Origin of the sequence: Brevundimonas fontaquae (assembly GCF_017086445.1) — a bacterium.
Classification (GTDB): Bacteria; Pseudomonadota; Alphaproteobacteria; order Caulobacterales; family Caulobacteraceae; genus Brevundimonas; species Brevundimonas fontaquae.
In genome coordinates, this window is sequence record NZ_CP070968.1 from 728369 (window position 1) to 754700 (window position 26332).

General features: G+C 67.2%; 26 protein-coding genes. 6 read left to right on the plus strand and 20 right to left on the minus strand.

The genetic code is table 11. The annotated features are described in order from the left end of the window. Positions 1-27: 27 nt before the first annotated feature. The 3 genes from JX001_RS03465 to JX001_RS03475 form a co-directional block, all read right to left on the minus strand. Positions 28-1401 (minus strand): NAD-dependent succinate-semialdehyde dehydrogenase, encoded by a 1374-nt coding sequence (locus JX001_RS03465; RefSeq protein ID WP_205682318.1) that lies wholly within the window; start codon positions 1399-1401, stop codon positions 28-30. A 93-nt stretch (positions 1402-1494) separates the two neighbouring features. Further along, on the minus strand, positions 1495-1746 hold the full coding sequence (locus tag JX001_RS03470) for a hypothetical protein (RefSeq protein ID WP_055807296.1): 252 nt from the start codon (positions 1744-1746) through the stop codon (positions 1495-1497). A 72-nt stretch (positions 1747-1818) separates the two neighbouring features. Next, a complete protein-coding gene (locus JX001_RS03475; RefSeq protein ID WP_205682319.1) occupies positions 1819-2718 on the minus strand; it encodes a hydrogen peroxide-inducible genes activator in 900 nt (299 codons plus the stop codon). Positions 2719-2861: 143 nt separating this feature from the next. On the opposite strand from JX001_RS03475, the gene katG reads away from it, so the two are divergent. After that, a complete protein-coding gene (gene katG / locus JX001_RS03480) occupies positions 2862-5132 on the plus strand; it encodes a catalase/peroxidase HPI (protein ID WP_205682320.1) in 2271 nt (756 codons plus the stop codon). A 138-nt stretch (positions 5133-5270) separates the two neighbouring features. On the opposite strand, the gene JX001_RS03485 is transcribed toward katG, so the two are convergent. The 7 genes from JX001_RS03485 to JX001_RS03515 all read right to left on the minus strand — a co-directional run bounded on the left by JX001_RS03485 (position 5271) and on the right by JX001_RS03515 (position 11486). After that, the gene (locus JX001_RS03485; protein ID WP_205682321.1) at positions 5271-6044 is read right to left on the minus strand and encodes a glutaminyl-peptide cyclotransferase; all 774 of its coding nucleotides are present in this window, start codon (positions 6042-6044) and stop codon (positions 5271-5273) included. A 5-nt stretch (positions 6045-6049) separates the two neighbouring features. Next, the gene (locus JX001_RS03490) at positions 6050-6877 is read right to left on the minus strand and encodes a TerC family protein (protein ID WP_205682322.1); all 828 of its coding nucleotides are present in this window, start codon (positions 6875-6877) and stop codon (positions 6050-6052) included. A gap of 159 nt (positions 6878-7036) precedes the next feature. Beyond that, positions 7037-8821 (minus strand): M20/M25/M40 family metallo-hydrolase, encoded by a 1785-nt coding sequence (locus JX001_RS03495; RefSeq protein ID WP_205682323.1) that lies wholly within the window; start codon positions 8819-8821, stop codon positions 7037-7039. Between the two features lie 67 nt (positions 8822-8888). Further along, positions 8889-9839, minus strand: a complete 951-nt coding sequence (locus JX001_RS03500) for a right-handed parallel beta-helix repeat-containing protein (RefSeq protein WP_205682324.1) — start codon at positions 9837-9839, stop codon at positions 8889-8891. A 1-nt stretch (position 9840) separates the two neighbouring features. Then, positions 9841-10638: a phosphatase PAP2 family protein gene (locus JX001_RS03505; protein ID WP_205682325.1), complete on the minus strand. Its 798-nt coding sequence runs from the start codon at positions 10636-10638 to the stop codon at positions 9841-9843. Beyond that, positions 10635-11132, minus strand: a complete 498-nt coding sequence (locus JX001_RS03510) for a hypothetical protein (RefSeq protein ID WP_205682326.1) — start codon at positions 11130-11132, stop codon at positions 10635-10637. Before JX001_RS03510 ends, JX001_RS03505 begins: the two co-directional genes overlap by 4 nt. Positions 11133-11207: 75 nt before the next feature. Beyond that, complete coding sequence (locus JX001_RS03515; RefSeq protein WP_205682327.1) at positions 11208-11486, minus strand: ribonuclease; 279 nt, start codon at positions 11484-11486, stop codon at positions 11208-11210. Between the two features lie 102 nt (positions 11487-11588). Here JX001_RS03515 and JX001_RS03520 point away from each other — a divergent pair, with 102 nt between their 5' ends. Continuing rightward, a complete protein-coding gene (locus JX001_RS03520) occupies positions 11589-12593 on the plus strand; it encodes an LLM class flavin-dependent oxidoreductase (protein ID WP_205682328.1) in 1005 nt (334 codons plus the stop codon). Here the strand turns inward: JX001_RS03520 and JX001_RS03525 are convergent. Then, complete coding sequence (locus JX001_RS03525; RefSeq protein WP_205682329.1) at positions 12590-13561, minus strand: alpha/beta fold hydrolase; 972 nt, start codon at positions 13559-13561, stop codon at positions 12590-12592. The two genes, JX001_RS03520 and JX001_RS03525, sit on opposite strands and share 4 nt — an antisense overlap. Positions 13562-13608: 47 nt before the next feature. Between JX001_RS03525 and JX001_RS03530 the strand changes: the two genes are divergently transcribed. Further along, positions 13609-14445, plus strand: coding sequence for an aldo/keto reductase (locus tag JX001_RS03530; protein ID WP_205682330.1), 837 nt, complete (start codon positions 13609-13611; stop codon positions 14443-14445). Here the strand turns inward: JX001_RS03530 and JX001_RS03535 are convergent. Further along, positions 14442-14843, minus strand: a complete 402-nt coding sequence (locus JX001_RS03535; RefSeq protein WP_434082635.1) for an HIT domain-containing protein — start codon at positions 14841-14843, stop codon at positions 14442-14444. The genes JX001_RS03530 and JX001_RS03535 overlap by 4 nt on opposite strands. After that, positions 14840-15739: an SIMPL domain-containing protein gene (locus JX001_RS03540; RefSeq protein WP_205682332.1), complete on the minus strand. Its 900-nt coding sequence runs from the start codon at positions 15737-15739 to the stop codon at positions 14840-14842. The genes JX001_RS03535 and JX001_RS03540 overlap by 4 nt, the downstream gene beginning before the upstream one ends. Positions 15740-15877: 138 nt before the next feature. Between JX001_RS03540 and mdh the strand changes: the two genes are divergently transcribed. Then, positions 15878-16840, plus strand: coding sequence for a malate dehydrogenase (gene mdh / locus JX001_RS03545; RefSeq protein ID WP_045809972.1), 963 nt, complete (start codon positions 15878-15880; stop codon positions 16838-16840). Positions 16841-16948: 108 nt separating this feature from the next. Here mdh and JX001_RS03550 read toward each other — a convergent pair whose 3' ends face one another. Next, positions 16949-17449 carry a YbjN domain-containing protein gene (locus tag JX001_RS03550; RefSeq protein WP_205682333.1) on the minus strand — a complete coding sequence of 167 codons (501 nt, stop codon included), beginning with the start codon at positions 17447-17449 and terminating at the stop codon, positions 16949-16951. Between the two features lie 34 nt (positions 17450-17483). Further along, the gene (gene zapE, locus JX001_RS03555) at positions 17484-18575 is read right to left on the minus strand and encodes a cell division protein ZapE (RefSeq protein ID WP_205682334.1); all 1092 of its coding nucleotides are present in this window, start codon (positions 18573-18575) and stop codon (positions 17484-17486) included. Positions 18576-18718: 143 nt separating this feature from the next. On the opposite strand from zapE, the gene JX001_RS03560 reads away from it, so the two are divergent. Together JX001_RS03560 and rarD are read left to right on the plus strand one after the other, a co-directional pair. After that, positions 18719-19765, plus strand: coding sequence for an aspartate-semialdehyde dehydrogenase (locus tag JX001_RS03560; protein WP_205682335.1), 1047 nt, complete (start codon positions 18719-18721; stop codon positions 19763-19765). A 136-nt stretch (positions 19766-19901) separates the two neighbouring features. Continuing rightward, positions 19902-20825, plus strand: coding sequence for an EamA family transporter RarD (gene rarD / locus JX001_RS03565; protein ID WP_205682336.1), 924 nt, complete (start codon positions 19902-19904; stop codon positions 20823-20825). Here the strand turns inward: rarD and JX001_RS03570 are convergent. From JX001_RS03570 to atpA, 5 genes are all read right to left on the minus strand, one after another. Next, complete coding sequence (locus tag JX001_RS03570) at positions 20822-21955, minus strand: serine hydrolase domain-containing protein (protein ID WP_205682337.1); 1134 nt, start codon at positions 21953-21955, stop codon at positions 20822-20824. The two genes, rarD and JX001_RS03570, sit on opposite strands and share 4 nt — an antisense overlap. An 84-nt stretch (positions 21956-22039) precedes the next feature. Further along, positions 22040-22309, minus strand: a complete 270-nt coding sequence (locus JX001_RS03575; RefSeq protein WP_017506810.1) for an ATP synthase F1 subunit epsilon — start codon at positions 22307-22309, stop codon at positions 22040-22042. 2 nt (positions 22310-22311) lie between these two features. Further along, complete coding sequence (atpD, locus tag JX001_RS03580) at positions 22312-23850, minus strand: F0F1 ATP synthase subunit beta (protein ID WP_066628188.1); 1539 nt, start codon at positions 23848-23850, stop codon at positions 22312-22314. A gap of 37 nt (positions 23851-23887) precedes the next feature. Continuing rightward, positions 23888-24766 (minus strand): F0F1 ATP synthase subunit gamma, encoded by an 879-nt coding sequence (locus JX001_RS03585; RefSeq protein WP_045809980.1) that lies wholly within the window; start codon positions 24764-24766, stop codon positions 23888-23890. Positions 24767-24799: 33 nt separating this feature from the next. Further along, entirely contained in the window at positions 24800-26332 is a 1533-nt protein-coding gene (gene atpA, locus JX001_RS03590; protein ID WP_055754289.1) for a F0F1 ATP synthase subunit alpha, read from the minus strand.

The window sequence follows — 26332 nt, forward strand, 5'->3', positions numbered from 1 at the left end:
CCTTTTCCGTTTGCCGGAAGGCGGTGGTCAGTCGGCGCTGACGACCACCAGCTTGCGGTTCACGAACTCCTTGATGCCGACATCGCCCAGTTCGCGGCCGAAGCCCGAGCGTTTGACGCCGCCGAACGGCAGTTCGGGCATGGAGGTCGTGGTGGTGTTGATGAAGACCATGCCGGTCTCGATGCGAGAGGCCAGTTTGCGGGCGCGGTCGGTGTCGCCCGAGAAGATCGAGCCGCCCAGGCCGAAGTGGGAGTCGTTGGCCAAGGCCACGACCGCGTCGTCGTCCTCGACCACGAAGACCTGGGCCACGGGGCCGAAGAACTCCTGATAGAAGGCCGGGTTGTCGCGCGCGACGTCAGTCAGGACGGTCGGCTCGTAGAAGAAGCCGGTGCGGTCGGCGGGCTTGCCGCCGGTCAGCGTCTTGGCGCCGTGCTGGATCGCCTCTTGCACCTGTTTGGTCAGGGTCTTCAGCGCATCCTCGGACGACAGCGGGCCCAAGTCGGTGGCCTCGTCCAGCGGGTCGCCCATGACGGCCTTCTTCATGCCTTCGACGAAGCCGGTGATGAAGGCGTCGGAGACGGACTTTTGAACGATGAAGCGTTTGGAGCCGGTGCAGACCTGTCCGGCGTTGGACAGGCGGCCTTCGACGCCTGCCGCCACCGCCTTTTCGATGTCGGCGTCGTCCAGCACGACGAAGACGTCGCTGCCGCCCAGTTCCAGCGTGGACTTCTTCAGCATTTCCGAGGCGCGGGCCGAGACCTTGGCGCCGGCGCCCTCCGACCCGGTCAGGGCCACCCCCTGGATGCGGTCGTCGCCGATCAGTTCGGCGACCTTTTCGGAGGAGATGTAGAGATTGGCGACGAAGCCCTCGGGCGCGCCGGCCTCGCGCACCAAATCGGCGAAACGCGCGGCGCAGCGCGGCACGATGCCCGCGTGCTTGTAGAGCACGGGATTGCCGACCGCGATGGCGGGCGCGACCACGCGGATCAGTTGATAGATCGGGAAGTTCCACGGCTCGACCGCCAGCAGCACGCCGATCGGTTGAAATTCGACCCAGGCCTCGCCCAGTTCGCTGTCAATCTTGTCGGGCTTGAGGAAGTCGGCGGCCTTCTCGGCATAGTAGGCGGCGATGCCGGCGCACAGATCGATCTCGCCCTGCCCCTGAGCCAGGGGCTTGCCCATCTCCTCGGCCATGGTGCGGGCCAGGTCGTCGCGGTTGTCGGTCAGCAGGCCTGACAGGGATTTCAGCACGGCGAGACGCGGCTGGATGTCGCCCTTCGACCAATCCGAATGGAACAGGCCGTCGGCCTTGGCCAAGGCGGCCTCGACGGCGTCGTCGGTGTGTTCCGGATAGTCCTCGACCAGTTGTTCGGTGAAGGGATTGAGGGTGCGATAGGCCATAAGGCGTCCTGAAGCTTCGGTCGGACGCCCGGGGCGGCGCCGATCCGTTGTCAGGAAAGCAAACGCGACCTGTCGGGGCGGGTTGCCTGGCCGTCAGTCCGGATCGCTGAACGGCGGCGGCAGCTGGCCGGACTTGAAGAGGATGGTCGGCTCTTCGTCGTAATCGCCCATTTCGGTGTCGGCCGAGACGGCGAAGGCGACGACGCCAAGACGCAACGGCGCCAGCCGTTCGGCCTTACGACGCGCCTCTTCGGCGTCTTTGCAGCCGACCTGGGGTTCTGCGCGCAGGGCCTTGCCCCGGCCCTGGACGTAGGCCTGGACGATATAGACGGTTTCGGTTGCCATCTGCTTCCAAGCGGCCTGTTCGGCGCTCAGGTCAATCGATCAATCGAGCCTCAGTCCGTTTTCGCTCTAGCTTCACTCTAACTTCAAGGCCTCGGCCAGCAGCCGGGCCTCGGCGGCGCGGCTGGAGCCGGCGCGCCAGGCGACGACGATCTCGCGATGGGGCGGGGCGCCGTCGGCCTGGTTCTCGAAGGCGCGAATGGCGACGGAGGGGTTGTCGGCCAGACCGGCCTGCACCGCCATCTTCGGCAGGAAGGAAACGCCGAGGCCCGAGCCGACCATCTGGACCAGGGTGTGCAGGCTGGTGGCCGCAAAGACGTCGTCGCCGCGCGGAGCCTCGATGTCCAGCGCCGCCAGGGCGTGGTCTCGCAGGCAATGGCCATCCTCGAGCAGGATCAGATCCTCGGCCCGCAGCGCGCCGGGACGGATGGGGCCGGGCGCGGCCAGGGCATGGTCGGCGGGGGCGGCGGCCATGATCTCGTCATCGCCGATGCGGGCGTGGGCGATGCCCGGCGCGTCATAGGGCAGGGCGATCACGGCGGCGTCGATCTGACCCGCCTTCAGCGCCGCGATCAGCCGGGGCGTCAGATCCTCGCGGATGAACAGCTTCAGGCTGGGATAGGCGGCCTTCACCGACGGGAGTTTGGCGGGCAGCAGGAAGGGGGCCACGGTCGGGATGACGCCCAGGCGGAATCGGCCGGACAGCAGGCGCCCGGCGTTCTTGGCCGCCTCGACCAGATCCTCGGTGCGGGCCAGGACATCCTCGGCGCGGCGAACGGCCTCCGCTCCGACGGCGGTCATGATCACGGCGCCGCGCGCGCGTTCGACCACCGGCGCGCCCAGGATGCGCTCCAGCTCCTGAACCCCGGCGCTGAGGGCGGGCTGGCTGACGTGGGCGGCCTCGGCGGCGCGCGAGAAGCTGCCGTGTTCGGCCAGGAGCTTGAGATACTGGAGCTGACGCAGGGTGGGGAGCATGGAAGCGAAATAGGCCTGTCCTATGCTGACGCCAAGGATAATCGATTGGCTTTATCCTTTTGACCCGTGTCGTATGACCCCATCATCTACAGGGCGATGGAAAAATCGCTCGCCGTCGTGCGTCAGCAGCAGGGAGACACACCATGACCGACGAAGCCAAATGCCCCTTTTCCGGCCGGACGCCCAAGTCGGTTGCTGGCGGCGGCGTTCAGAACCGCGATTGGTGGCCCAACCAGCTGCGGGTCGATCTGCTGAACCAGCATTCGACCAAGTCCGATCCGCTGGGCGAGTCATTCGACTACCGCGAGGCCTTTTCCAAGCTGGACTATGAGGCCCTGAAGGCCGATCTGCGCGCGCTGATGACGGACTCCAAGGATTGGTGGCCGGCGGACTTCGGCCATTATGGCCCGCAGTTCATCCGCATGGCCTGGCACAGCGCCGGCACCTATCGCGTCGGCGATGGTCGGGGCGGCGGCGGGCGTGGCCAGCAGCGGTTCGCCCCGCTGAACTCCTGGCCCGACAACGTCAATATCGACAAGTCGCGTCGCCTGCTGTGGCCCATCAAGCAGAAGTATGGCCAAGCCATCTCGTGGGCCGACCTGATGATCCTGACCGGAAACGTCGCGCTGGAAACGATGGGCTTCCGCACCTTCGGCTTCTCGGGCGGCCGCGCCGATACGTGGGAGCCGGATCAGGACGTCTATTGGGGTCGCGAGACGACCTGGCTGGGCGGCGACGAACGCTATGCCCACGGCTCGGACGGTGTTGTGAAGCCGGGCGACGAGGCCGTGCTGGTCAGCGATGACAATGCGGACGGCGACAAACATTCGCGCGATCTGGAGAACCCGCTGGCGGCCGTGCAGATGGGCCTGATCTACGTTAATCCAGAGGGGCCAGACGGCAATCCCGATCCGATCGCGGCGGCGCGCGATATCCGCGACACCTTCGCCCGGATGGCGATGAACGACGAGGAGACGGTCGCCCTGATCGCGGGCGGCCACACCTTCGGCAAGACGCACGGCGCGGGCCCTGCCGACCACGTCGGCGCAGAGCCTGAAGGCGACGGCCTGGAGGCGCAAGGCCTGGGCTGGACCTCCAGCTTTGGCACGGGGCACGGCGCCGACGCCATCACCAGCGGCCTGGAAGTCACCTGGACCCAGACGCCGGCCCAGTGGAGCAACTTCTTCTTCGAGAACCTGTTCGGTTTCGAGTGGGAGCTGGAGAAGTCCCCGGCGGGCGCGCACCAGTGGGTGGCCAAGGACGCGAGCGAGATCATCCCCGACGCCCACGATCCGGCCAAGAAGAAGCGGCCGACGATGCTGACGACCGACCTGTCGCTGCGGTTCGACCCGGCCTATGAGGCGATCTCGCGTCGCTTCCTGAATAATCCCCAAGCCTTCGCCGACGCCTTTGCGCGGGCCTGGTTCAAGCTGACGCATCGCGACCTGGGACCGCGTTCGCGCTACGTCGGGCCGGAAGTCCCGAGCGAAGTCCTGCTGTGGCAGGATCCCGTGCCGGCGGTCGATCATCCGCTGATCGATGCGACGGACGCGGCGGGTCTGAAGGCCAAGGTGCTGGAATCGGGCCTGAGCGCCGCCGAACTGGTCGGGACGGCCTGGGCCTCGGCTTCGACCTTCCGGGGCGGGGACAAGCGGGGTGGGGCCAACGGCGCCCGCATCCGCCTGGCGCCGCAGAAGGACTGGGCCGTCAACCAGCCCGAACAGCTGGACCGGGTGCTGAAGACGCTGGAGCGCATCCAGACCGAGTTCAATCAGGCGCAGACGGGCGGCAAGAAGGTTTCTTTGGCCGACCTGATCGTGCTGGCCGGCAATGCCGGCGTCGAGCAGGCGGCCAAGGCGGCAGGCCATGACGCCAGCGTGCCCTTCACGCCCGGCCGGACGGACGCCAGCCAGGCGCACACGGATGTCGAATCCTTCGGCTACCTGGAGCCGGTCGCCGACGGCTTCCGTAACTTCCAGAAGGCGCGCTATGCCGTGCCGGCCGAGTCGCTCCTGGTCGATCAGGCGCAGCGGCTGACCCTGACGGCGCCGGAGATGACGGTGCTGATCGGCGGCCTTAGGGCCATCAACATCAATACGGGCGGAGCGACGCACGGCGTGCTGACCGAGCGGCCCGGCGTGCTGTCCAACGATGTCTTCGTCAACCTGCTGGACATGGACGTGAAGTGGGCTGCGACCTCGGACGTCAAGGACGTGTTCGAAGGCCGCGACCGCAAGACGGGCGAAGCCAAGTGGACCGGCACGCGTGTCGATCTGGTGTTCGGCTCCAACGCCGTGCTGCGCGCGCTGGCCGAGGTCTATGCCGGGGCCGACGCCGGAGGGAAGTTCGTCTCGGACTTCGTGGCGGCCTGGACCAAGGTCATGGAGCTGGACCGGTTCGACCTGCACGGTTGAGCGATATCCAATCGTCATTCCGGGGCTGAGCGAAGCGAGGAATCCGGAATCCAGGTGGACGGCCTATATGGCTGGTGCTGATCCCCTGGGTTCCGGGTTCGTCCTGCGGACGCCCCGGAATGACGGGCCATTGGGAGATTATTTCAGCCGAATCTCGAACAGTTGCGGCCAGCGTTTGCCGGTGACGAACAGGCGTTTGCCCGCCGCGTCCCAGGCGATGCCGTTCAGGACGTCGTCGTTGGGGTCGAGGTTCGCGCCCGTGGGGACCAGGCCGGTCAGGTCGATGAAGGCCTTGACCACGCCGGTCTCGGGATCGATGCGCGCGATGCGGTTGTCCTGCCAGATATTGGCGAAGACCTCGCCGTCGATCCATTCCAGTTCGTTGATCTGATCCAGCGGTCGGCCGTCGGCGGTGACGGAGACGCGGCCGGTCTCGGCCAGGGTTTCGGGGTCCAGAAAGCGCAGCTGGTCGGTGCCGTCGCTCATGATCAGGCGGCGGCCGTCGGTGGTCAGGGCCCAACCCTCGCCTGGATAGGAAAAGCCGCCCAGCGGCGAGAAGTCGTCCAGCTTCCAGATGAAGCCGATGTGGTTGCGCCAGGTCAGGCTGTAGAGCTTGCCGTTCAGCGTGGTCATGCCCTCGCCGAAATAGATGGTCGGCAGGTCGCGCTGACGCTCCACGCGGCCGGTCTCCAGGTCAACCTTGCGGATGAAGGACGGATACAGGCCCGTGCTTTCGTAGAGGCCGCCGTCGTGGAAGAAGAGGCCTTCGGTGAAGGCCCCCGTATCGTGCGGGTAAGCCCGCACGACCTCGTAGGACTGGACCGGGACCTCGGCCCTGACCGGCAGGGCGACGCCTGTCGTCAACAGCAGGCCGGCGGCAACGCCGGCGAGCCGGGACGACAGGCGCATCATGAGCCTCAGCCCCGCTCGGCGGCGGCTTCGGCCTCGGCCTTCTGGGCGCGGGCCTCGGCGGCGTTCGCCTCGCTGCGGGCCAGTTCGGCCTTTTCCTTCTTGGATGCGGATTTGCGACCCAGCATGTTCAACGCCTCAACACCGGCCGAGAAGGCCATGGCCGCATAGATGTAGCCCTTGGGCACATGATAGCCGAAGCCGTCGGCGATCAACACCATGCCGATCATCAGCAGGAAGCCGAGCGCCAGCATGACGACGCTGGGGTTCTTGTTGATGAAGTCAGCCAGAGGGTCGGCGGCCAGCAGCATGACGGTGACGGCGACCAAAACGGCGACGACCATGATCGGCAGGTGCTCGGTCATGCCGACGGCCGTCAGGATCGAGTCGATCGAGAAGACGATGTCCAACAGGATGATCTGGAAGATGGCCGCGCCAGCGTTGGCGATGACCACGTCCTTCTTGTCCATGACGTCGTGGCTGGGCGTCGGATCGACCGTGTGGTGGATTTCCTTGGTCGCCTTCCAGACCAGGAACAGACCACCCGCGATCAGGATCAGGTCCTTCCAAGAGAATTCATTGCCCATGAGGGTGAAGACCGGCTGCACCAGACCGACCAGCCAGGCGATGATCGACAGCAGGGCCAAACGCATGATCAGCGCCAGGCCGATACCGATGCGCCGCACCTTCTGCCGCTGATGCTCGGGCAGTTTGTTCGACAGAATTGAGATGAAGATCAGGTTGTCGATGCCGAGCACGACCTCCATCACGATGAGGGTCACCAATGCGGCCCAGGCGGCCGGATCGGAGAACAGAGGGATTATGCTGTCGAGCATGGGGGGTCCTGAGGGAGCGAAAAGCTTGAGCGGAAAGCGCTAGGGCCGACGCAGGTTCCGATCAAGCGATGGGGTGCGGCGTCATGGTCGCACCCCTTGGCGGGGCATTCGCCCGGATTTCTGCAGTTTGAGTTGCGGTTCTGACGAACTGTATGGCGTCTAGCGCCTTGAACTCACTTTCAGATTGGGCGCCAAAGGCCGCGCTAACAGCACGACCAGCAGGGCGATCAGGCCCAGAGCGCCGGGCAAGTCCATCCCGACGCCCAAAAACACCCCATGCCCTTGAACCAAGAGCCAGCCGCCGACGATGATGGTGATCACAACGGATGGCATGAGGGCCTGCCATGACGTTAGCTGTGCGCCGACGACCGCCGTCACGGCGGCCGCCAGGGTCGCGATCAGCCCAGGCCACAGCAGGATAAAGGCCGCTTCGGGCGCGACAGCCTGCACAACCCCTCCAAGGAACAGGACAAGCAAAATAGTGCCCAGCCACCCGCCCCAGGTCGTCTCGTCCTCGCCGGCGGGCCAAAGGCTCAGCCCCACAGCGACGACGGCCGCCCCGATGACCGCGAGGTTCAAACCGCCCAGAGCCGTCGCCACGACAGCGGCGCCGATGATGACCCCGGCGACGGTCCGGCGGCCGATCCGCGCCCGTCCTACGACCAAAGCGAGGACCAGCCCGGCAATGGCCAGCGCCACGGCGATCTCCAGGACCGCTAGGCGTCGCAGCAGGGTGTAATAGGTCTCGGCCGAGGCGACGCGGCTGCCCACTGGCCCGGCCAGAACACGCACGGCCTGACAGACGACAATCGCGCTGGCCAGCAGCCAAAGCCCGCCAAGCGCGCCCTTCACCACGGACATCCCGAGCAAGCCCGTGGCGTGGCGGGCGCCCCATGCGGCAAAGGCCGTCGCCAAGACCCCCACGGTCAGCAACAGCCAGCCGATCGCCGGCGAATGCTGGACGACAAACAGACCGAACACGTCGGCATAGACCGCGTTCTGCGTCGCCTGCGGCAGGGTCGGCGCCCGCAACAGGTCATCGGCCATTTCCAACGCCTGGGAGCCGATATGCTGCACGCTGCCCTGATCCAGCGCCTGCGGCGTCGAGGACGGCGCGTGGTACTGCGCCGGGCGCCCGATGAAGGCCAGATTGATCCCCGCCAGCTTGCGATCCGCCGCCACAGTGAAGTCCGTGCCATTGGGCATCAGCCGATAGACGAAGATGGCCAGGGCGTTGCTGGACGGCCCGCCCGTCGCCCTTCGGGTCGCCTGAGCATAGCGGGCGATGGTCTGGGCGTTGCCGGGTCCGGTCTCGAACATCATGGCGCGCCCGCCGCCGCCTCGCGCCTCCAGATTGATCACCGCGCCGATGTCGTCGCGCAGCGGATGCTCGCTGAAGAAGGCCCGCGCCCCATCCAGATTCAGCTCCTCGGCGTCGGTGAACAGGACCACCAGCGTCCGCTCGGCCCCGCCCCGCGCCTTTATCGCGCGCACGGCCTCCAGAATGGCGGCCACGCCGGTCGCATCGTCGGCGGCGCCAGGCGAGTTCGGCACGCTGTCGTAATGGGCCATCAGGACGACGGCGGGCAGGTCGGGGTCACGCCCCGGCAGGACCCCGACGATATTGACCGCCTGGACGCCCGTGGCGTTTCCGCCCTCCCGCTCGATCCGCGCGACGGCGGCGGGCGACAGGGCGCCAGTCTGCAGGCTGGGCTGAAGCCCCAGCGCCGTCAGCCTTTGGACCAGATAGGTCTGAACCTGCCGATGTTCGGCAGAGCCTACGGGATGCGGCGCTCGTGCGATCCGGTTCACGTCCATCATGGCGCGCGCGGCCGAGAACTGAACCGCAGGCGTCGAAGCGGGCAGCGGTTTGGGCGTCTGCGCGGTCAGCACCGCCAAGCCGAGGGCCGCCACAAGGGACGCCAGAAACAACACCCAACGCATATCCAATCCCCCGATCGCTCTGTCCCGCAATCCAGCCCCGAACCACCGCTCTGCGCAAGGCGTCCGATCAGCGCCGCACGATGTTCCGAGCCGCCAGATTGCCCGTGGCCCCGTCGCCGTCGTCCGCGCTGGACCCGAACGGCCAGCCGCGATCGTCGCCGCAGTAGCGTCGCCCGCCCTCGCGCGACCCGATCACCACTGCGCGCGGCCGCAACCAGCCCGCGCCGGTGAACAGATTGTCCGTAATTTGATTATAGGACGGCGTCTGGTGGCGGATCACGCCGTCCTCGCCGCAGTTGCGGTACAGAAACACCCCGCCTTTGCCGTGCAGCGCCAGCCGGTTGCCGACGATGCGGTTGGCGCCCGACCCGTCCACCGCGACCTGCTCGCGCCCGGTGCGGATATCGAAATCGTTGTCCTGGATGAGCGCGCCCGCGCTCTCGGCGTCCAGATAGATGGCGGTCGAGGTCGAACGGCCCACGAAGCGGGACCGCGTCACGGTGGTGCGCGTCACCCCCGGCCCGACATAGAGGGGAATGGTCCCCGCGCCCTCGAACCGAACCCGGTCCAGGGTGACGCGGATCGGCGCGGCGGACTGGGCCGCTTGCGTGTGTCCGGCGGTGCGTGACGAGGCCAGCAGGTCGCGCATCGATCCGCCCGCCCCCATGCCCCAGATCCGCACATTGCCGACGACGGTGCAGTTTCGGATCGTCACATCGACCGGCCGCGACCACCGATCGCCCTCGCGGCGAGACCAGACGGCGATGGTCGGGGCGGCGGTCGTCGCCGGGCCCGGCGCGCGGATCGTCCCGCCTCCGCAATCCAGTGATGCCCCTGAGCCTTCCGCGCCCTCGATCAGCACGCGACGGCGGATATCGACGCCCGACAGGTCGGCTTGGCAGGTCAGGCGATACGGCTGCGTCGATGGCGCCGTCAGCGCCGCCACCTCTTGCGGCGTGCACGGCCGGTCGGCCGGGGCCTGGAGGGTCAGCAGGGCGAGAGCCAGCGCCGCCGTCATATCAGGGCAAGGGGATCGCCAGGGCCGCGCGCTCGGCCGCGCAGCCGGGATTGGTCAGGCCGCTGCGACGCGCGGCCGCGAGCTCGGCCCTCGCCGCCGTCATGTCCGCCTGGAAGGCCGGGGTGGCGACGGCCTTGGCCGCGACGTCCCGCCCGATCCGTTCGCCGACCGCGAAATCGGTCGGATAATGCATGGCGCAGACCAGGCGGCTGACCCCGATCTCGTGGCCGATCCGGCGCACGGCCTCGGCCCGGTCCGGCTCCAGCGCCGCAAAGGCCTCGCCATAGGCCGTCGCGACCGCCGCGCTGCCTGACGGATAGGAGGCGCTGCGTCTCGCCGCCGGCGTCAGGGTCTGGCAGGCGCGGCGACTGGGATCTTCGCCGACCGGCCGCAGCCGCGCCTGGCGCGCCTTGACGCGTTCGGCCGCACTGTTCGCATCATGGAATATCCGCGCCATCACCCGGTCCAGCGCCGGCGTCTCGGCCGACCCCAGCCTCACGCCCAAGGCGCAGTCGAAATGTTGCAAGGCCAAGGGCGGACGCAACTCTGCATGGGCGGTCGCCAGCAGCCATCGGTCGCCGTCTTCCAGCACCACAAACCGCGCCGAGGCAGCCTTGTCCGCCAGGTCCGCGACGGACCCCGGCGCCGGGGCTGGCGGGACCGCATCCGTGAGTTGGGCGATCGCTTCATCGCCTAGGAAGCCCGCCATCGGTGTCGCTTCGCCCGGCTTGGGCGCGCCGGCGCACCCCACGGCCAGCAGGATCGCCGTCGCCGCGCTCAGGGCGGCGACCCGCTTCACTGACCGGCGCTCCAGCCCAGCTGGACCGAGGTCTCGCCGGACTCGGTCGGCGTGGCGACGACCTGCAACGAGGCGCCGTTCGTAGCGTCGGCCGCCGCGCCATAGGCGCGCGTCTCGCCCTGGTTCATACCGGCGACGGACCGCAGGCCCGCCTTCTCGGCGCGCTCGCGGTAGAAGGCGACGACCTCGTCCGGCGACGCGGTGGTGGTGAAGGTGACCAGGCTGCCCGGCCCGGCCTCGCCGCCAGCCGCCAGCGGCTGGCCGTCCACCTGTGCGCCCGGATAGAGGACCGCAAAGGACGGCGCCCCGTCGGCGGCGTCGCGCGCAGCCCCCCCTACAACGGCGGGCGCTTCGGCTGCTGGAGGCGTCGCATCAGCGACGACCGGCGCCGACGCTTCAGGCGCAGCCTTTGCCTCGACCGATTGGGCCGAGCGATCACATCCTGCGAGGCAAAACAGAACCACGACGGCGGAGGCCGCCAAGCGAAGCGTCATCGAGAGATCGTCCTTGGACCGAGAGGGTCAGAGCGCCACCGTGGCGCATGGTTGCGGCGGCGACAAGGCGCCCGCTCAGTCGGCGGCGTCGTCCTGATCCGCCGCGCCCTTATCGGCCGAGCCTTCTTGGGCCAGACGCGCATTGATCTTGGCCGAATCCGGGTCGTCATCCGTGCCTGCTGCCGACCCGCCGCGCAGCGAACCCGCCCGCGTGTCCGATCCCGAATCGCTGCCGTCCAGGGCGTCGATCAGCGTATCCGCCTTGTGACCCAGATCCGGCTTTTCGCCCATGTCGGCCGCTTCGCGGGCGTCGTCGCAATCCGCTTCGGGCTTGGTGGAATCGGTGTCGGTCATGACGCAGTCTCCGTTCGTCGAGATGAGGTTAAAGCGCCTGATCCGGTTGCGGTTCCAGACCCTCGCCCTTGATCCCCGAGGGACAGACCCGATCTAAGCGTCATGATCCCGTTTTCAGTTCTCGACCTCTCCCCCATCGTCGAAGGCGGCGACGCCCGTCGCGCCCTAGACGAGACCCTGGCCCTGGCCCAGGCCGCCGACCGGCTCGGCTATGAGCGGTTCTGGCTGGCCGAACACCACAATATGCCCGGCATCGCCAGCGCCGCGACAGCCATTGTCATCGGTCATGTCGCGGCGGGGACCGAGCGCATCCGCGTCGGCTCCGGCGGCGTCATGCTGCCCAACCATGCGCCCCTGGTCGTCGCCGAACAGTTCGGCACGCTGGAGACCCTGTTCCCCGGCCGCATCGACCTCGGCCTGGGCCGCGCGCCCGGCACGGACGGCGCCACCGCCCGTGCGCTGCGGCGCTATTTCGAAGGCGCCGATCAGTTCCCCCGCGACGTCGTCGAACTGATCCAGTGGTTCGAGCCGGCCGCCGAAAATCAGCCCGTCCGCGCCGTGCCGGGCGCAGGCCTGCGCGTGCCGATCTGGCTGTTGGGCTCCAGCCTGTTCAGCGCCCAACTCGCCGGCCAGCTCGGCCTGCCCTACGCCTTCGCCAGCCATTTCGCGCCCGAACTGCTGCTGGAAGCCCTGGCCCTGTATCGCCGCGAATTCGTCCCGTCGGACCGTTTGGCCGAGCCCCACGCCATGGCCGCGATCAATGTCTTCGCCGCCGACACGGACGCCGAGGGCGTGCGCCTGTCCACCTCGATGCAGCAGAGCTTCGCCCGCCTCTCGACCGGCAAGCCGGGCAAGCTGCCGCCGCCCGTCGACGACATAACCACCATCCTGACGCCGCAGCAGATCGCCGGCGCCAAGGGCCGGCTGCTCTATTCCGCCATTGGCGGCCCCGAGACCGTCAAGCGCCAACTGACCGACTTCATCGCCCTGACCGGCGTGGACGAGCTGATGGTCACCGGCATGATGTTCGACAATACCGCCCGCATCCGCAGCCTGGAGATCGTGGCCGAGGTGCGTGATCAGATGGCGACGAAGCAGGCGGCCTAGAGGACGTTCAGGAAATCCAGCAGCAGGCGGTTGATCTCGTCCGCCCGTTCCTGCTGGATCCAGTGACCCGCGCCCGGCACGACGACGGAGCGGATCAGGTTGGGCGCCCAGTCCTTCAGGCCCGCCTCGTGCCCGCCGGCGTAATGGCGCACAGGGTCGTCCTCACCGACGATGAACAGGGCGGGCGGGGTGATCGTTTGGTCCTGCACGAAGGCCGTCAGCGACCAGTTCAGGTCCATCGCCCGATACCAGTTCAGGGGTCCTTCGAATCCGCCGACTGAGAAGGCCTGCACATATTCGTCGAAATGCGCCTCGGTCATCCATGGCGGCAGGGTCGCCTCGTCGGCGATGGTATCCAGCAGGGCCACGCCTTCCGGCATGAAGCCGGTCGATCTGCGGTCGGCGGGGGTCGCGCCGTCATAGGCGTAAAACAGCTTCCTCAGCGCCATCGCCGGATCGGCGTCCAGCGCGCGGTGCGCGTCCGGCGCCTGGAATCGGCTGATATAGAGGTCGCCCAGCCGGGCCCGTTTCGAGATGGCGGCCATGGCGGCGGTGGGAGGTCCCTTGGGTCGGCGCGGCTGGAACGGCACCGACAGGCCCGCGACCGCCGTGAACAGATCCGGCCTCAACAAGGCGCAATGCCAGGCCACCGGCGCGCCCCAGTCATGGCCGACGACGACGCAAGACGCCTTGCCCAGCGCCCGGACCAGATCGACCATGTCCCCGACCAAGTGCAGAATGGAACAGGCCTCCACCGCCGCCGGCTTGTCCGTCCCGCCATAGCCCCGCATGTCCGGAGCGACGACATGATAGCCCGCCTGCGAGATCGCCTCGACCTGGGCGCGCCAACTGATCCCCAGTTCGGGAAAGCCGTGGATCAGCAGGACCAGCGGCGCGTTGTCATCCTCGAACCCGGCTTCCAGAACCTGTTGGACCAGACCGTCGGTCTTGATATGCCGGGTTCGCATCGCTTCCTCCGACGGCGTCTTCGCCGCTCATTATCGTCAGGACGGACATGACCCGCCTCGTCACCTTTGCGGACGGTACGACCGTTCCCGCCCTCGGCCAAGGCACCTGGGAGCTGGGCGACGACCCGGCCTGGCGCGATGAGGAGCAGCAGGCCCTGGCGCGCGGCATCGACCTGGGCATGACGCTGATCGACACGGCTGAACTCTATGGCGACGGCCGGTCGGAGCGGCTGGTGGGCGAGGTCATCGCCGGACGCCGCGATGAGGTCTTTTTGGTCTCCAAGGTCCGGCCTGAGAATGCGTCGGAGATGAAGATGATGCTGGCCTGCGAGAAGTCGCTGGAACGGCTCGGCGTAGAGCGGCTGGACCTCTACTTGCTGCACTGGGAAGGCCATGTGCCGCTCGAGGAGACCGTCGAAGCCTTCCGCGATCTGGTCGACGAAGGGATGATCGCCCGCTGGGGCGTGTCGAACCTGGACCTGCGCGCCATGGAGCAGTTGATGGAGATCGAGGGGGGCGAGGACTGCGCCGCCAACCAGCTGCTCTATAATCTCGCCTCGCGCGGGGTGGAGTTCGACCTCTTCCCGTGGATGCAGGCGCGCGACATGCCGATGATGGCCTATTCGCCGCTTGGGCGCGGTGAACTGCTGGAGCAGCCCCTGATCCGCGACATCGCCAATCGCCATTCCGCCAGCCCGGCCCAGGTGGCGCTGGCCGCCGTCCTGCGCCACGACGGCGTCATCGCCATCCCCAAGGCCAGTTCGGTCGAACACGTCGAGGCCAACGCCGACGTGCTGGACATCCAGTTCGACCTGGAGGATCTGGAACGGCTGGATGCGGCCTTTCCGCCCCCGAAACACGCCGTGCCGCTGGATATCATCTAGCCGCCGGCGACGATCGCCAGCCGCCGGGCCCGCTCGTCGTCCGTATACGGAACAACCGGCCCGCGCCCCCATACCGGATCGGGCCAAAGACTGTCGTCGCGGCGGCGGCCGACCACATGGACATGCAGTTGCGCCGTCACGTTGCCGATGGCGCCGACGTTCAGTTTTTCGACCGCACCCAGCCGACGAACCAGCGCCCCGGCCCGCACCGTCTCCTCCATCAACATTGTCCGCTGTTCGACGCTCAGATCCTCCAGCTCCACCGCCCCCTCGACGCAGGGGATCAGGATCAGCCAGGGAAAGCGGGCGTCGTCCTGCAGCCGCACATGGCACAGCGGCCATTCGGCGGCGGCGAGGGAGCCCGCCTCGAAGGCGGGCGCGACCTCGAACCCCATCAGTTCAGTCCGTAGATGACGCAGGCGCTGTCTGTCATCACCTGCAAGGGCGGTTGCAGCGCCAGCCGCGCCGCCTGAATGTCCGCCTCGCTGGGTCCCGATCCGCCCGCCATAGGCGCAGGAGGAGGCGCAGGCGGGGGTGCAAAGGCCGTCTCTGCTCGCACCCGCGAGCCCGTCACCACGATGTCGTCCACCGTCGTTTCCTGCCCGCCCCCTGCGGCGTAAGAAGGCCAGCCCGCCAGCACGTCCGTCTGACAGACCCGCCCCGACGGATCGATGATCTTGACCCGGCCCAGGGTCGCACCCGCATTCGTCGCCGCCGCCTCGGCCCGGCGACGCGCATCCTTCATCGCCTCGGCCTGCAGATTGGCCTTCCAGCTGTTGTCCGGCTCCAGGTTGAAGTTCACCTGTCCGATCGAGGTCGGACGCGAGGCCACGATGGTCGCATAGACCCGCTCGATCAGGCGTACGTCGCGCACCGTCACATTGACCGAAGCGTCGGCCTGATACCGGGCCACACGGTCGGCGCGGGTGTTGTCGCGCATCACCCCGTTTTCGTCGCGGTATTGGTCATAGAGCGGCCGGGTGGTGACGCTGGTCTCGACCCGCACCTTGTCCGCGCCATAGGCCGACAGGGCCTGGCTCAGCGCCCGAACCTGATCGGCGGCTGCGCGCGAGGCCTCGGCGACGCTGCGGTCCACCGACTGGAAGCTGGCCGAAACGAAGGCGCGGTTGGCCTGAATCTCCACCCGCACCTGGCCGACGGAGGCGATGACCGGATCACGCATCCACCAAGGCGCGGGGATATAGCGGTCGCCGATGGTCGCGGGCGGCGTCTGGGCCAGGACAGGCGTGGCGACCGACGCCAGCAGCAGGGCGAAAGCGAATGAACGGCGCATCGAAATCCTCCGGTTGTCGCCCGACCTTCGCAAGCCTGACAAAGGCCGTAAAGCGAGGTTCTTGCGACAGTCGCGCGAGGGGTCTAGACCGCCCGCACGATTAATCCCCTTTCGCACACGCAATAAACGGAGACATCCATGGCTCGCGCGAAGATCGCCCTTATCGGCGCCGGCATGATCGGCGGAACCCTGGCCCACGTGGCCGCGCGCGAAGCCCTGGGCGACGTGATCCTGTTCGACATCGCCGAAGGCACCCCGCAGGGCAAGGCGCTGGACATCGCCGAGGCCTCGGCCGTCTTCGGCCAGGACGTGGCCCTGAAGGGCGCCAACGACTATGCCGACATCGCGGGCGCCGACGTCTGCATCGTCACCGCCGGCGTGCCGCGCAAGCCGGGCATGAGCCGCGACGACTTGATCGGCATCAACCTGAAGGTCATGAAGGCCGTCGGCGAGGGCATCAAGGCCCACGCCCCCAACGCCTTCGTCATCTGCATCACCAACCCGCTCGACGCCATGGTCTGGGCCCTGCAGAAATTCTCGGGCCTGCCCAAGGAGAAGGTCGTCGGCATGGCCGGCGTGCTGGACTCGGCCCGCTTCGCCTACTTCCTGGCTGAAAAGACCGGCGTGTCGGTGCAGGACATCCACGCCTGGACCCTGGGCGGTCACGGCGACGACATGGTGCCGATGGTGCGCCACTCGACCGTCGGCGGCCTGCCCCTGCCGGACGCCGTCGCCGCGGGCTTCCTGTCGCAGGACGAGCTGGACGCCATCGTCGAGCGCACCCGCAAGGGCGGCGGCGAGATCGTGGCCCTGCTGAAGACCGGCTCGGCCTTCTACGCCCCGGCTGAATCCGCCATCGCCATGGCCAAGTCCTACCTGCTGGACCAGAAGCGCGTCCTGCCCTGCGCCGTCTGGCTGTCGGGCGAATACGGCCTGTCGGACCTCTACGTCGGCGTCCCCGCCCTGATCGGCGCCGGCGGCGTCGAGAAGATCGTCGAGTTCACCACCAACGACGAAGAAAAGGCGATGTTCGAAAAGTCCGTCGCCTCGGTCCAGGGCCTGCTGCAGGCCTGCAAGGACATCGATTCCTCGCTGGCTTAAGGGCCATCGAAGGGCGCTATCGCGCGGCTCGCGGAGCCGCGTTGCTTGAGCGCATTTTCGAATGCGGAAAAGGGCTGCGGAGCGATCCGCGGCCCTTCTTTTTTCCGTTCAAGCGGGCGGCGTATAGCCCATCTGGCCCGCAAACTGGGGCAGCAGTTGCAGCCAGACCGTCAACGGGTCCGCCAGTTGCGTCACGCCTTCGCCCGACAGCACGACGACATCGTACTGCACCGTCGCCGTCGGCGTTTCGGCGGCGGTGTGGAAGGCTTTCAGATAGCGGTTGTCGCGGTTCCAGGCGTTGACCTTGTCCAGCGTCGCGCCGGCGCCCGGCACCACGGCGCTGAACTGAACCTCGCCGCAGCCAGACGCCTCGCAGCCATAGAAGAAGACCGCCCAGGTCAGGCCCGCATTGGTCACGGTGAAGAAGGTCAGGCCGTTCTCGGTCTGCACAGGCCCGACCCGCCCGCCCAGCCCGGTGATCCACGTCGCGACCTCGGCCGGCGTCAGCCCGCGACTGGCCGTCGCCGGCGCCGTTTGCGCGAACGCTCCTCCCGCCGTCAGCGGCGATAAGGTCAAAGAAAGGGCGGCGGCGAGGGCGAGAGGGCGCATGGAAACACTCCGAGGGTCAGCCCTACCCTAGCCGTCAGTCGCGGACGTGCGCCAGCCAGTCCTTGCTCTGCATTTCATTGAAGCGCGACACGGTGCGCTCGAACTCGAACGCCCCCACCCCTTCGGTATAGAGAGCCTCCGGCTTGGCCGCCGCCAGCACGATGAGTTTGGTCTTGGCCTCATAGAGGGCGTCCACCAGGGTCACCAGACGCCGCGCCTCGTGGTGGTTGGCCGAACTCAGGATCGGCACGTCTTCCAGGAACAGGGTGTGGAACCGCTGGGCGATGGCCAGATAGTCCTGCGGCCCCAGCGGCCTGGCGCACAGCTCCGCAAACGTCGCCCGCGCCATCGATCCCACGGTGCGCTGCACCACCACATCGCGGCCCAACACGCTCAGGTGCGCCGGCTCCTCCGGTTCGCCCCCCTTCAGCTCGCGCCATAACGCCTCGAACGCCGCGCGGTCGTCCGGCGTGTGCCAGACCTGGGCCGAGGTCATCCGGTCCAGCCGCCAGTCCCGCGCCCCGGCCGTCTCGACCACCACGCAACGCTCGCGGATGATGCCGATGAAGGGCAGGAAGAGCTGGCGGTTGATGCCGTTCTTGTAGAGGTCCTCCGGCGCGCGGTTCGAGGTGATGGCCAGCACCACCCGATCCTCGAACAGGGCTTCGAACAACCGGCCCAGGATCATGGCGTCGGCGATGTCGGTGACCTGCAGTTCGTCGAAACACAGCAGCCGGGCTTCCGACGCGATCAGCTTCGCGATCGGCGGGATGGGGTCGTCGCCCCTGTGGGTTCCGAACACGGCCTTGCGGGTCTTCGCATCCCCTTCGCGCCACTGTTTCACCAGGTCGTGGATACGGGCCATGAAGGCGTGAAAGTGCGCGCGCGTCTTTCGCGGCTCCGGCGTCGCCGAATAGAACAGGTCCATCAGCATCGACTTGCCGCGTCCGGGCGGGCCGTAGAGATAGACGCCCCGCACCTCCGGCGCCTTGCCGAACAGGCCGCGTTTGGCCAGATCGACCTCGAGCCGCTCCAGCGCCGTGATCACGCTCTCCTGCGCCGGATCGGGCGTCAGCACGCCCTCTTCCACGCGGATGTCGTAGGCGTTGCGGATACGGGAGGTCATGGGAGGACTGCTTAAAGCCCGGCACAGTGAAAAGCGATTGCTTCGCGGCTGCGAACGCCTAAATGCACAGCACACACCAAACCGCGCTCAAGCAGCAAGGCTCCGCTGAGCCGAGCGGTAGCGCGTCCGAAGGACCAAGCATCATGGGTTATCGCGTCGCCATCGTCGGAGCCACGGGCAATGTGGGCCGCGAAATGCTGAACATCCTCGAGGAGCTGGAATTCCCCGTCGATGAAATCCACGCCATCGCCTCGCGCAAGTCCAAGGGCGTCGAGGTCTCCTTCGGCGACAAGACCGTCAAATGCCAGGACATCGAACAGTTCGACTTCTCAAAGGTCGACATCGTCCTGATGTCCGCCGGCGGCGCGGTGTCCAAGGAATGGTCCGAGAAGATCGGCAAGGCCGGTCCTATCGTGATCGACAACTCCTCGGCCTTCCGCAAGGACGCCGACGTGCCGCTGATCGTGCCCGAGGTGAACCCCGACGCCATCAAGGATGCGACCAAGAAGAACATCATCGCCAACCCCAATTGCTCGACCATCCAGCTGGTGACGGCGCTGAAGCCGCTGCACGATGCGGCCAAGATCAAGCGGGTGGTCGTCTCGACCTATCAGTCGGTGTCTGGCGCCGGTAAGGAAGGCATGGACGAGCTGTGGAACCAGACCAAGGCCATCTACGGCCTGGGCGACGCCACGCCCAAGAAGTTCCCCAAACAGATCGCCTTCAACGTCATCCCCTACATCGGTTCCTTCCTCGAGGACGGCTCCACCGACGAGGAGAAGAAGATGTCGGACGAGACGCACAAGATGCTGGACCCCGACATTCAGGTCACCGTCACCTGCGTGCGCGTGCCGGTCTTCGTGGGTCACTCCGAGGCCGTGAACGTCCAGTTCGACCGCCCCATCGAACCCGACGAGGCCCGCGCCATCCTGCGCGAGGCGCCCGGCGTGCTGGTCATCGATAAACAGGAGCACGACGGCTATATCACCCCCGTCGACGCCGCCAGCGAACATGCCGTCTATGTCAGCCGCATCCGCAAGGACCCGACCGTCGAGAACGGCCTGAACCTTTGGGTCGTGTCTGACAACCTGCGCAAGGGCGCCGCCCTGAACGCCGTCCAGATCGCCCAGCTGCTGGACGAGACCGGCGTGATCAAGTCGTCGTCGGGATATCGTTCGATCACGGTCTGACGCTCCACCCCGTCATCCTCGGGCTTGACCCGAGGAACGGATGTTCCGCCGCTGGTGCGAACGAGCGACGCATTGGCGCCCGCCGCGCCCGATCCTCGGGTCAAGCCCGAGGATGACGGCGGGGATGAAGGACCCCATGACCGCCTCCCCCTCTCCCAACGCCCCCCGCGCCGTCGGCACGGCCATCGCCTGCTATACACTGTGGGGGTTGCTGCCGCTGTTGTTCATGGCGATGGCGGCGCACGGCTTCGGCGCGCCCGAAATTCTGGCGCACCGGGCGGTCTGGTCGGTCTTCGTGGCGGGCCTGGTCCTGCTGCTGGCCGGGCAATGGGGCGAGGCGCGCCGGGTGCTGGCAACCCCGCGCACCCTGGCCTGGCTGGCCCTGTCCGCGCTGCTGATCGGCACGAACTGGAGCCTCTACGTCTTCGCCACCACGCATCATGCGACGCTGGAGGCCAGCCTTGGCTATTATATCAATCCCCTGCTCAACATGGCGGCCGGCGCCGTGCTGTTCCGCGAGAAGATCGACCGCTGGAGCGCGCTCGCCATCGGTCTCGCCGCCATCGGGGTCGTGATCCAGACGATCGCCCTGGGCCATGTGCCGATCATCGGCCTGACCCTGGCCGTCACCTTCTGCGCCTATGCGGTGATCCGAAAGCGCGTGCCCGCCTCGGCCCAGACTGGTCTGTTCGTGGAATGTCTGGTGCTGCTGCCCATCGGCGCGGTCTTTTTGGCCTGGCTGACCACCCACGGTCAGGCGGTCGGATTTGCGTCGCCCTCCGGCCTGATCTGGGCGCTGGTGAACGGCCCCGCCACCGTGATCCCGCTGGCGCTGTTCGCCTGGTCGGCACGCCGCCTGCCCCTATCCACGGTCGGTTTCATCCAGTTCCTGGCCCCGACGCTGCAGTTCGCCTGCGGCGTCGCGACCGGCGAGCCGCTGACCGTGCTGAGGATCGTCTCCTTCGTCTTCATCTGGGCCGGCGCCGGCGTCTTCGCCCTGGCCGCCTTCAATCGCAGCCGCGCCGCCAAGCGCGCCGTCGCCCTGTCCGAGCCGGTCTAGACGGCGGCGTAAAGCGCGTCCAGCAAACGCTTGGGGCGGGGGTCGCCGATCAGGTGCGGCGACTGGCGCGTCATCACATAGGCCGCCGACAGCTTCCGCGACGGATCGGCCATGGCCATCGACCCGCCCCAGCCGTAATGGCCGAAAGCGTCGTTCGGCCCGAACACCTTCAGCCCGTCATTGCGCATCAGCCCCGCCGCCCAGCTGATCGTATAGGGCAGCACCTTGTCCGGCCCATGGATGCGCTCGCGCGTCAGCTGATCCAGCATTCCCGCCGATAGCACCGACCGGCCGTCCAGCACGCCGCCATTAGCGACCACCCCAAGCATCTTCGCCAGCCCCAAGGCCGTGCCGTGCAGATTGGCCGACGGGATCTCCATCTCGCGCCAGGCCGCCGAGCCGCGCCCGCCCGGCGCCGAGCCGCGATCCAGGAAGGCCGCCTGTTTGATCGGATCGATGGTTCCCAGGCTGGGCGCCGCCGTGGGCTTGCGCATCTGCGCCACCCGTCCATGCTCGCTTTCCGGTAGGCCGATCCACAAGTCCAAGTCGGGGAAGTCCTGGCGCAGCGCCTGGCCCATCGTCCTCCCGGTCGCCCGGCGATAGACCTCATTGGCCAGATAGCCGACGGTGATCGGGTGATAGCCAGACGCCGTGCCCGGCGCCCACATCGGGGCCTGGGCCGCCAGTCGCGCCAGAACCGCAGACACATCGAACCAGATCGTCGGATCGACCGCCTCGGAAAAGCCCGGCAGCCCCGACTGGTGGCTCATCAACTGGGCGACGGTGACCTCCGCCTTGCCCGCCGCGCCGAACTCGGGCCACAGCGAGGCCACCGTTTGATCATAGTCGATCTGACCCGTCTCGACCGCGCTCGCCATCAAAATGGCCATCACCGCCTTGCCGGTCGAAAACACAGAGGTCAGGGTCGTGTCGGTAAACAGCGTCGTCCTGGCCGTATCCGCATGACCCGCCCACAGATCGACGACCGTTTCGCCCTCGACCAGCACGCTGAACCGCGCCGCCTGCTCGTTCAGCCCCTCGGGGGCCTCGGTGAAGTTGGCGGCGAAGGCCTCCCGCACGGCCTTATAACCGGGTGCGCAAACGCCGTGGATGTCGATGAGATCGGTCATGGGCCGGTCCTAGCGCGCCCGCCGCCCACGAAAAAGGCCTCCCGCCGAAACGGGAGGCCTCAAATCGTTCGATCCTTCGACGGATCAGGCCGCGACGACCTCGGTGGCCTGTTCGGCCAGGATGGTCAGGCCTTCGCCGTTCACGTCGGCGAAGCCGCCGTGGACGTCGTACTGGGTCTTGGCGCCGTTGTTATAGACGGTCACCAGACCCTCGCGCAGGGCGGTCATGAAGGGCGCATGATCCGGCAGAACGCCGAAGTCGCCCTCGACGCCCGGTGCATCGACCTGGTCCACGAGGCCCGAGAAGACCTCGCGTTCCGGCGAGACGAGGGAGAAGTTCAGCTTGCCGGCCATGATCAGGCTTCCGACGCCATCTTCTCGGCCTTGGCGACGGCCTCTTCGATGGAGCCGACCATGTAGAAGGCGGCTTCCGGCAGGTGGTCGTATTCACCGGCGACGATGCCCTTGAACGAGCGGATCGTGTCGGCCAGCTCGACGAACTTGCCGGGCGAGTTGGTGAACTGTTCGGCAACGAAGAAGGGCTGAGACAGGAAGCGCTGGATCTTGCGGGCGCGCGAGACGACCAGCTTGTCCTCTTCCGACAGCTCGTCCATGCCCAGGATGGCGATGATGTCCTTCAGGCCCTTGTACTGCTGCAGCACTTCCTGAACCGAACGGGCGACGTTGTAGTGTTCGTCGCCGATGACCAGCGGGTCCATGATCCGCGAGGTCGAGTCCAGCGGGTCAACGGCTGGGAAGATGGCCTGGGCGGCGATGTCGCGGCTCAAAACCGTCGTTGCGTCCAAGTGGGCGAACGAGGCGGCGGGCGCCGGGTCGGTCAGGTCGTCGGCGGGCACATAGATGGCCTGGACCGAGGTGATCGAACCCTTCTTGGTCGAAGTGATGCGCTCCTGCAGGTTGCCCATCTCGGTGGCCAGCGTCGGCTGATAGCCCACGGCCGAAGGGATGCGGCCCAGCAGAGCCGACACTTCCGAACCGGCTTGCGTGAAGCGGAAGATGTTGTCGACGAACAGCAGCACGTCCTTGCCTTCTTCGTCACGGAAGTATTCCGCGATCGACAGGCCGGTCAGGGCGACGCGAGCGCGGGCGCCGGGGGGCTCGTTCATCTGGCCGTACACCAGGGCGCACTTGGAGCCCTCGGTCGAGCCGCCGTTCTTGGACGGGTCCACGTTCACGTTGGACTCGATCATCTCGTGATACAGATCGTTGCCTTCGCGGGTGCGCTCGCCCACGCCGGCCAGAACCGAATAACCGCCGTACGCCTTGGCGATGTTGTTGATCAGCTCCTGCATGGTCACGGTCTTGCCCACGCCGGCGCCGCCGAACAGGCCGATCTTGCCGCCCTTGGTGTAGGGGCACATCAGGTCGATGACCTTGATGCCCGTGACCAGGATTTCCGACGAGGTCGACTGCTCTTCGAAGCTCGGCGCTTCCTTGTGGATCGGGCGGTATTCGGTGGTGGCGATCGGGCCGGCTTCGTCGATCGGCTGGCCGACGACGTTCATGATGCGGCCCAGGGTGCCGGGGCCGACCGGCGCCTGGATCGACGAGCCGGTGTCGGTCACGGGCTGGCCGCGCGTCAGGCCTTCGGTCGTGTCCATCGAGATGGCGCGGACCATGTTCTCACCCAAGTGCTGGGCGACTTCCAGAACCAGGGTGAAGGGCTCGCCCGTCTTCTGGTCGATGTTCTGGGTGTGCAGGGCGTTGAGGATCGCCGGCAGGTGGCCGTCGAACTCGACGTCGACGACGGCGCCGATGACCTGGGCGATCTTGCCCGTGGCGACGGCCGCGCCGGGCGCGATCGCGGCGACAGGCGCCTTCTTGACGGCGGGCTTTTTGGCGGCGGGTTTCTTGGGGGCGACGGTGTCGGTCATGGTTGGGGTCCGTATCGGAATGTCTGTTCGGTCGGGATCAGAGGGCTTCGGCGCCGGCGATGATCTCGATCAGCTCGGTGGTGATCTGGGCTTGGCGCTTGCGGTTGTATTGCAGCGTCAGGGCGTTGATGAGGTCGCCCGCATTGCGCGTGGCGTTGTCCATCGCCGCCATTTGCGAGCCGAAGAAGCCGGCTTGGTTCTCATACAGCGCGGCCAGAATCTGGGTCGTCAGCGCGCGCGGCAGCAGGGTTTCCAGGATTTCCTCTTCCGAAGGCTCGTACTCATAGACCGCGCCGTTCAGGTCGATCGGGGCCGCGTCGCCCTCGACCACGGCCGGAATCAGCTGCTTGGCCGTCGGGACCTGTTGGATCACCGACTTGAACTGGCTGTAGAACAGGGTGACCACATCGGCCTGACCCTCTTCGAACGCCGTGGCGATCATCTCGGCGACCGGCTGGGCCGACGGCAGGCCGATCGTCTTGTGGTCCGACAGTTCGAAGGTGTGGACCACCTTGTCGCCGTATAGACGCGCCAGCTGATCGCGCGACTTTTTGCCGACGGCGATGATCTTCACGTCCTTGCCGGCGTTGATCAGGCTGTTGATCCGCTCGCGCGCGGCGCGGATGACGTTGGTCGAGAAACCGCCCGCCAGACCCTTGTCCGCCGTCGCCACGACGATCAGGTGACGCTGGTCCTGACCGGTGCCCGACAGCATCTTGGGCGCGTCGGCGCCCGAGACGCCGGCGGCCAGATTGGCGATGACCGAGGCCATCTTCTGCGCATAGGGCCGGGCGCTTTCGGCCTGGTCCTGGGCGCGCTTCAGCTTGGCCGCGGCGACCATCTGCATGGCTTTCGTGATCTTCTGCGTGGCTTTCACGCTTCCGATCCGATTGCGCATTTCCTTGAGGCTGGCCATCCGGCGCTTACTCTCTCAGCTTACCAGACGGGTTCAGGCGAAGGTCTTGACGAAGGCGGCCAGGATGTCCTTCAGCTCGGCTTCGAGGTCCGAGGTCAGGTCCTTCTTGGTGCGGATGCCTTCAAGCAGGCTGGCGTGGTTCGCATGGATGCGCGCCAGCAGTTCCTTCTCGAAGCGGCCCACGTCGCCGACGGCGATGCCATCGATGTAACCGCGCGTGCCGGCGTAGACCGAGACGACCTGCTCTTCCATCGCCAGCGGCGAATACTGCGGCTGCTTCAGCAGTTCCGTCAGGCGGGCGCCGCGCGCCAGCAGCTTCTGGGTCGAGGCGTCCAGGTCCGAGCCGAACTTGGCGAAGGCGGCCATCTCACGATACTGGGCCAGCTCGCCCTTGATCGAACCGGCGACCTTCTTCATCGCCTTGGTCTGGGCCGACGAGCCGACGCGCGACACCGAGATGCCGACGTTCACGGCCGGACGGATGCCCTGATAGAACAGGTCCGATTCCAGGAATATCTGGCCATCGGTGATCGAGATCACGTTGGTGGGGATGTAGGCCGAGACGTCGTTGGCCTGGGTTTCGATGATCGGCAGGGCGGTCATCGAGCCCGAACCGTAATCTTCGTTCAGCTTGGCCGAACGCTCCAGCAGGCGGCTGTGCAGGTAGAAGACGTCGCCGGGATAGGCTTCACGGCCGGGCGGACGGCGCAGCAGCAGCGACATCTGGCGATAGGCCACAGCCTGTTTCGACAGGTCGTCATAGACGATCAGGGCGTGCATGCCGTTATCGCGGAAGAACTCGCCCATGGCGGTGCCGGCGAACGGGGCCAGGAACTGCAGCGGGGCCGGTTCCGACGCCGTGGCGGCGACGACGATTGTGTACTCCAGCGCGCCCGACTCTTCGAGGGTCTTGACGATCTGGGCGACGGTCGAACGCTTCTGGCCGATGGCGACGTAGATGCAGTAGAGCTTGGCGCTCTCGTCGTCGGTCTTGTTGACGTTCTTCTGGTTCAGGATGGTGTCGACGGCGACGGCGGTCTTGCCGACCTGACGGTCGCCGATGATCAGCTCGCGCTGGCCGCGGCCGACGGGGATCAGGGTGTCGATGGCTTTCAGGCCGGTTTGCATCGGCTCGTGAACCGACTTGCGCGGGATGATGCCGGGCGCCTTGACGTCGACGCGGCGGCGCTCGGTGAACTGGATCGGACCCTTGCCGTCGATCGGCTCGCCCAGCGGGTTGACGACGCGGCCCAGCAGACCCTTGCCAACCGGAACGTCCACGATCTCGCCCAGGCGGCGCACGTCGTCGCCCTCGGCGATGGCGGCGTCGGCGCCGAAGATCACGGCGCCCACGTTGTCGCGCTCGAGGTTCAGGGCCATGCCCTTCACGCCGGCCTTGGTGAACTCGACCATTTCACCGGCCTGGACATTGTCCAGACCGTGGATGCGGGCGATGCCGTCGCCGACCGACAGCACGCTGCCGACGTCGGAAACGTCGGCTTCGACGCCGAAGTTGGCGATCTGCGACTTGAGGATGGCCGAGATTTCAGCGGCGCGGATGTCCAT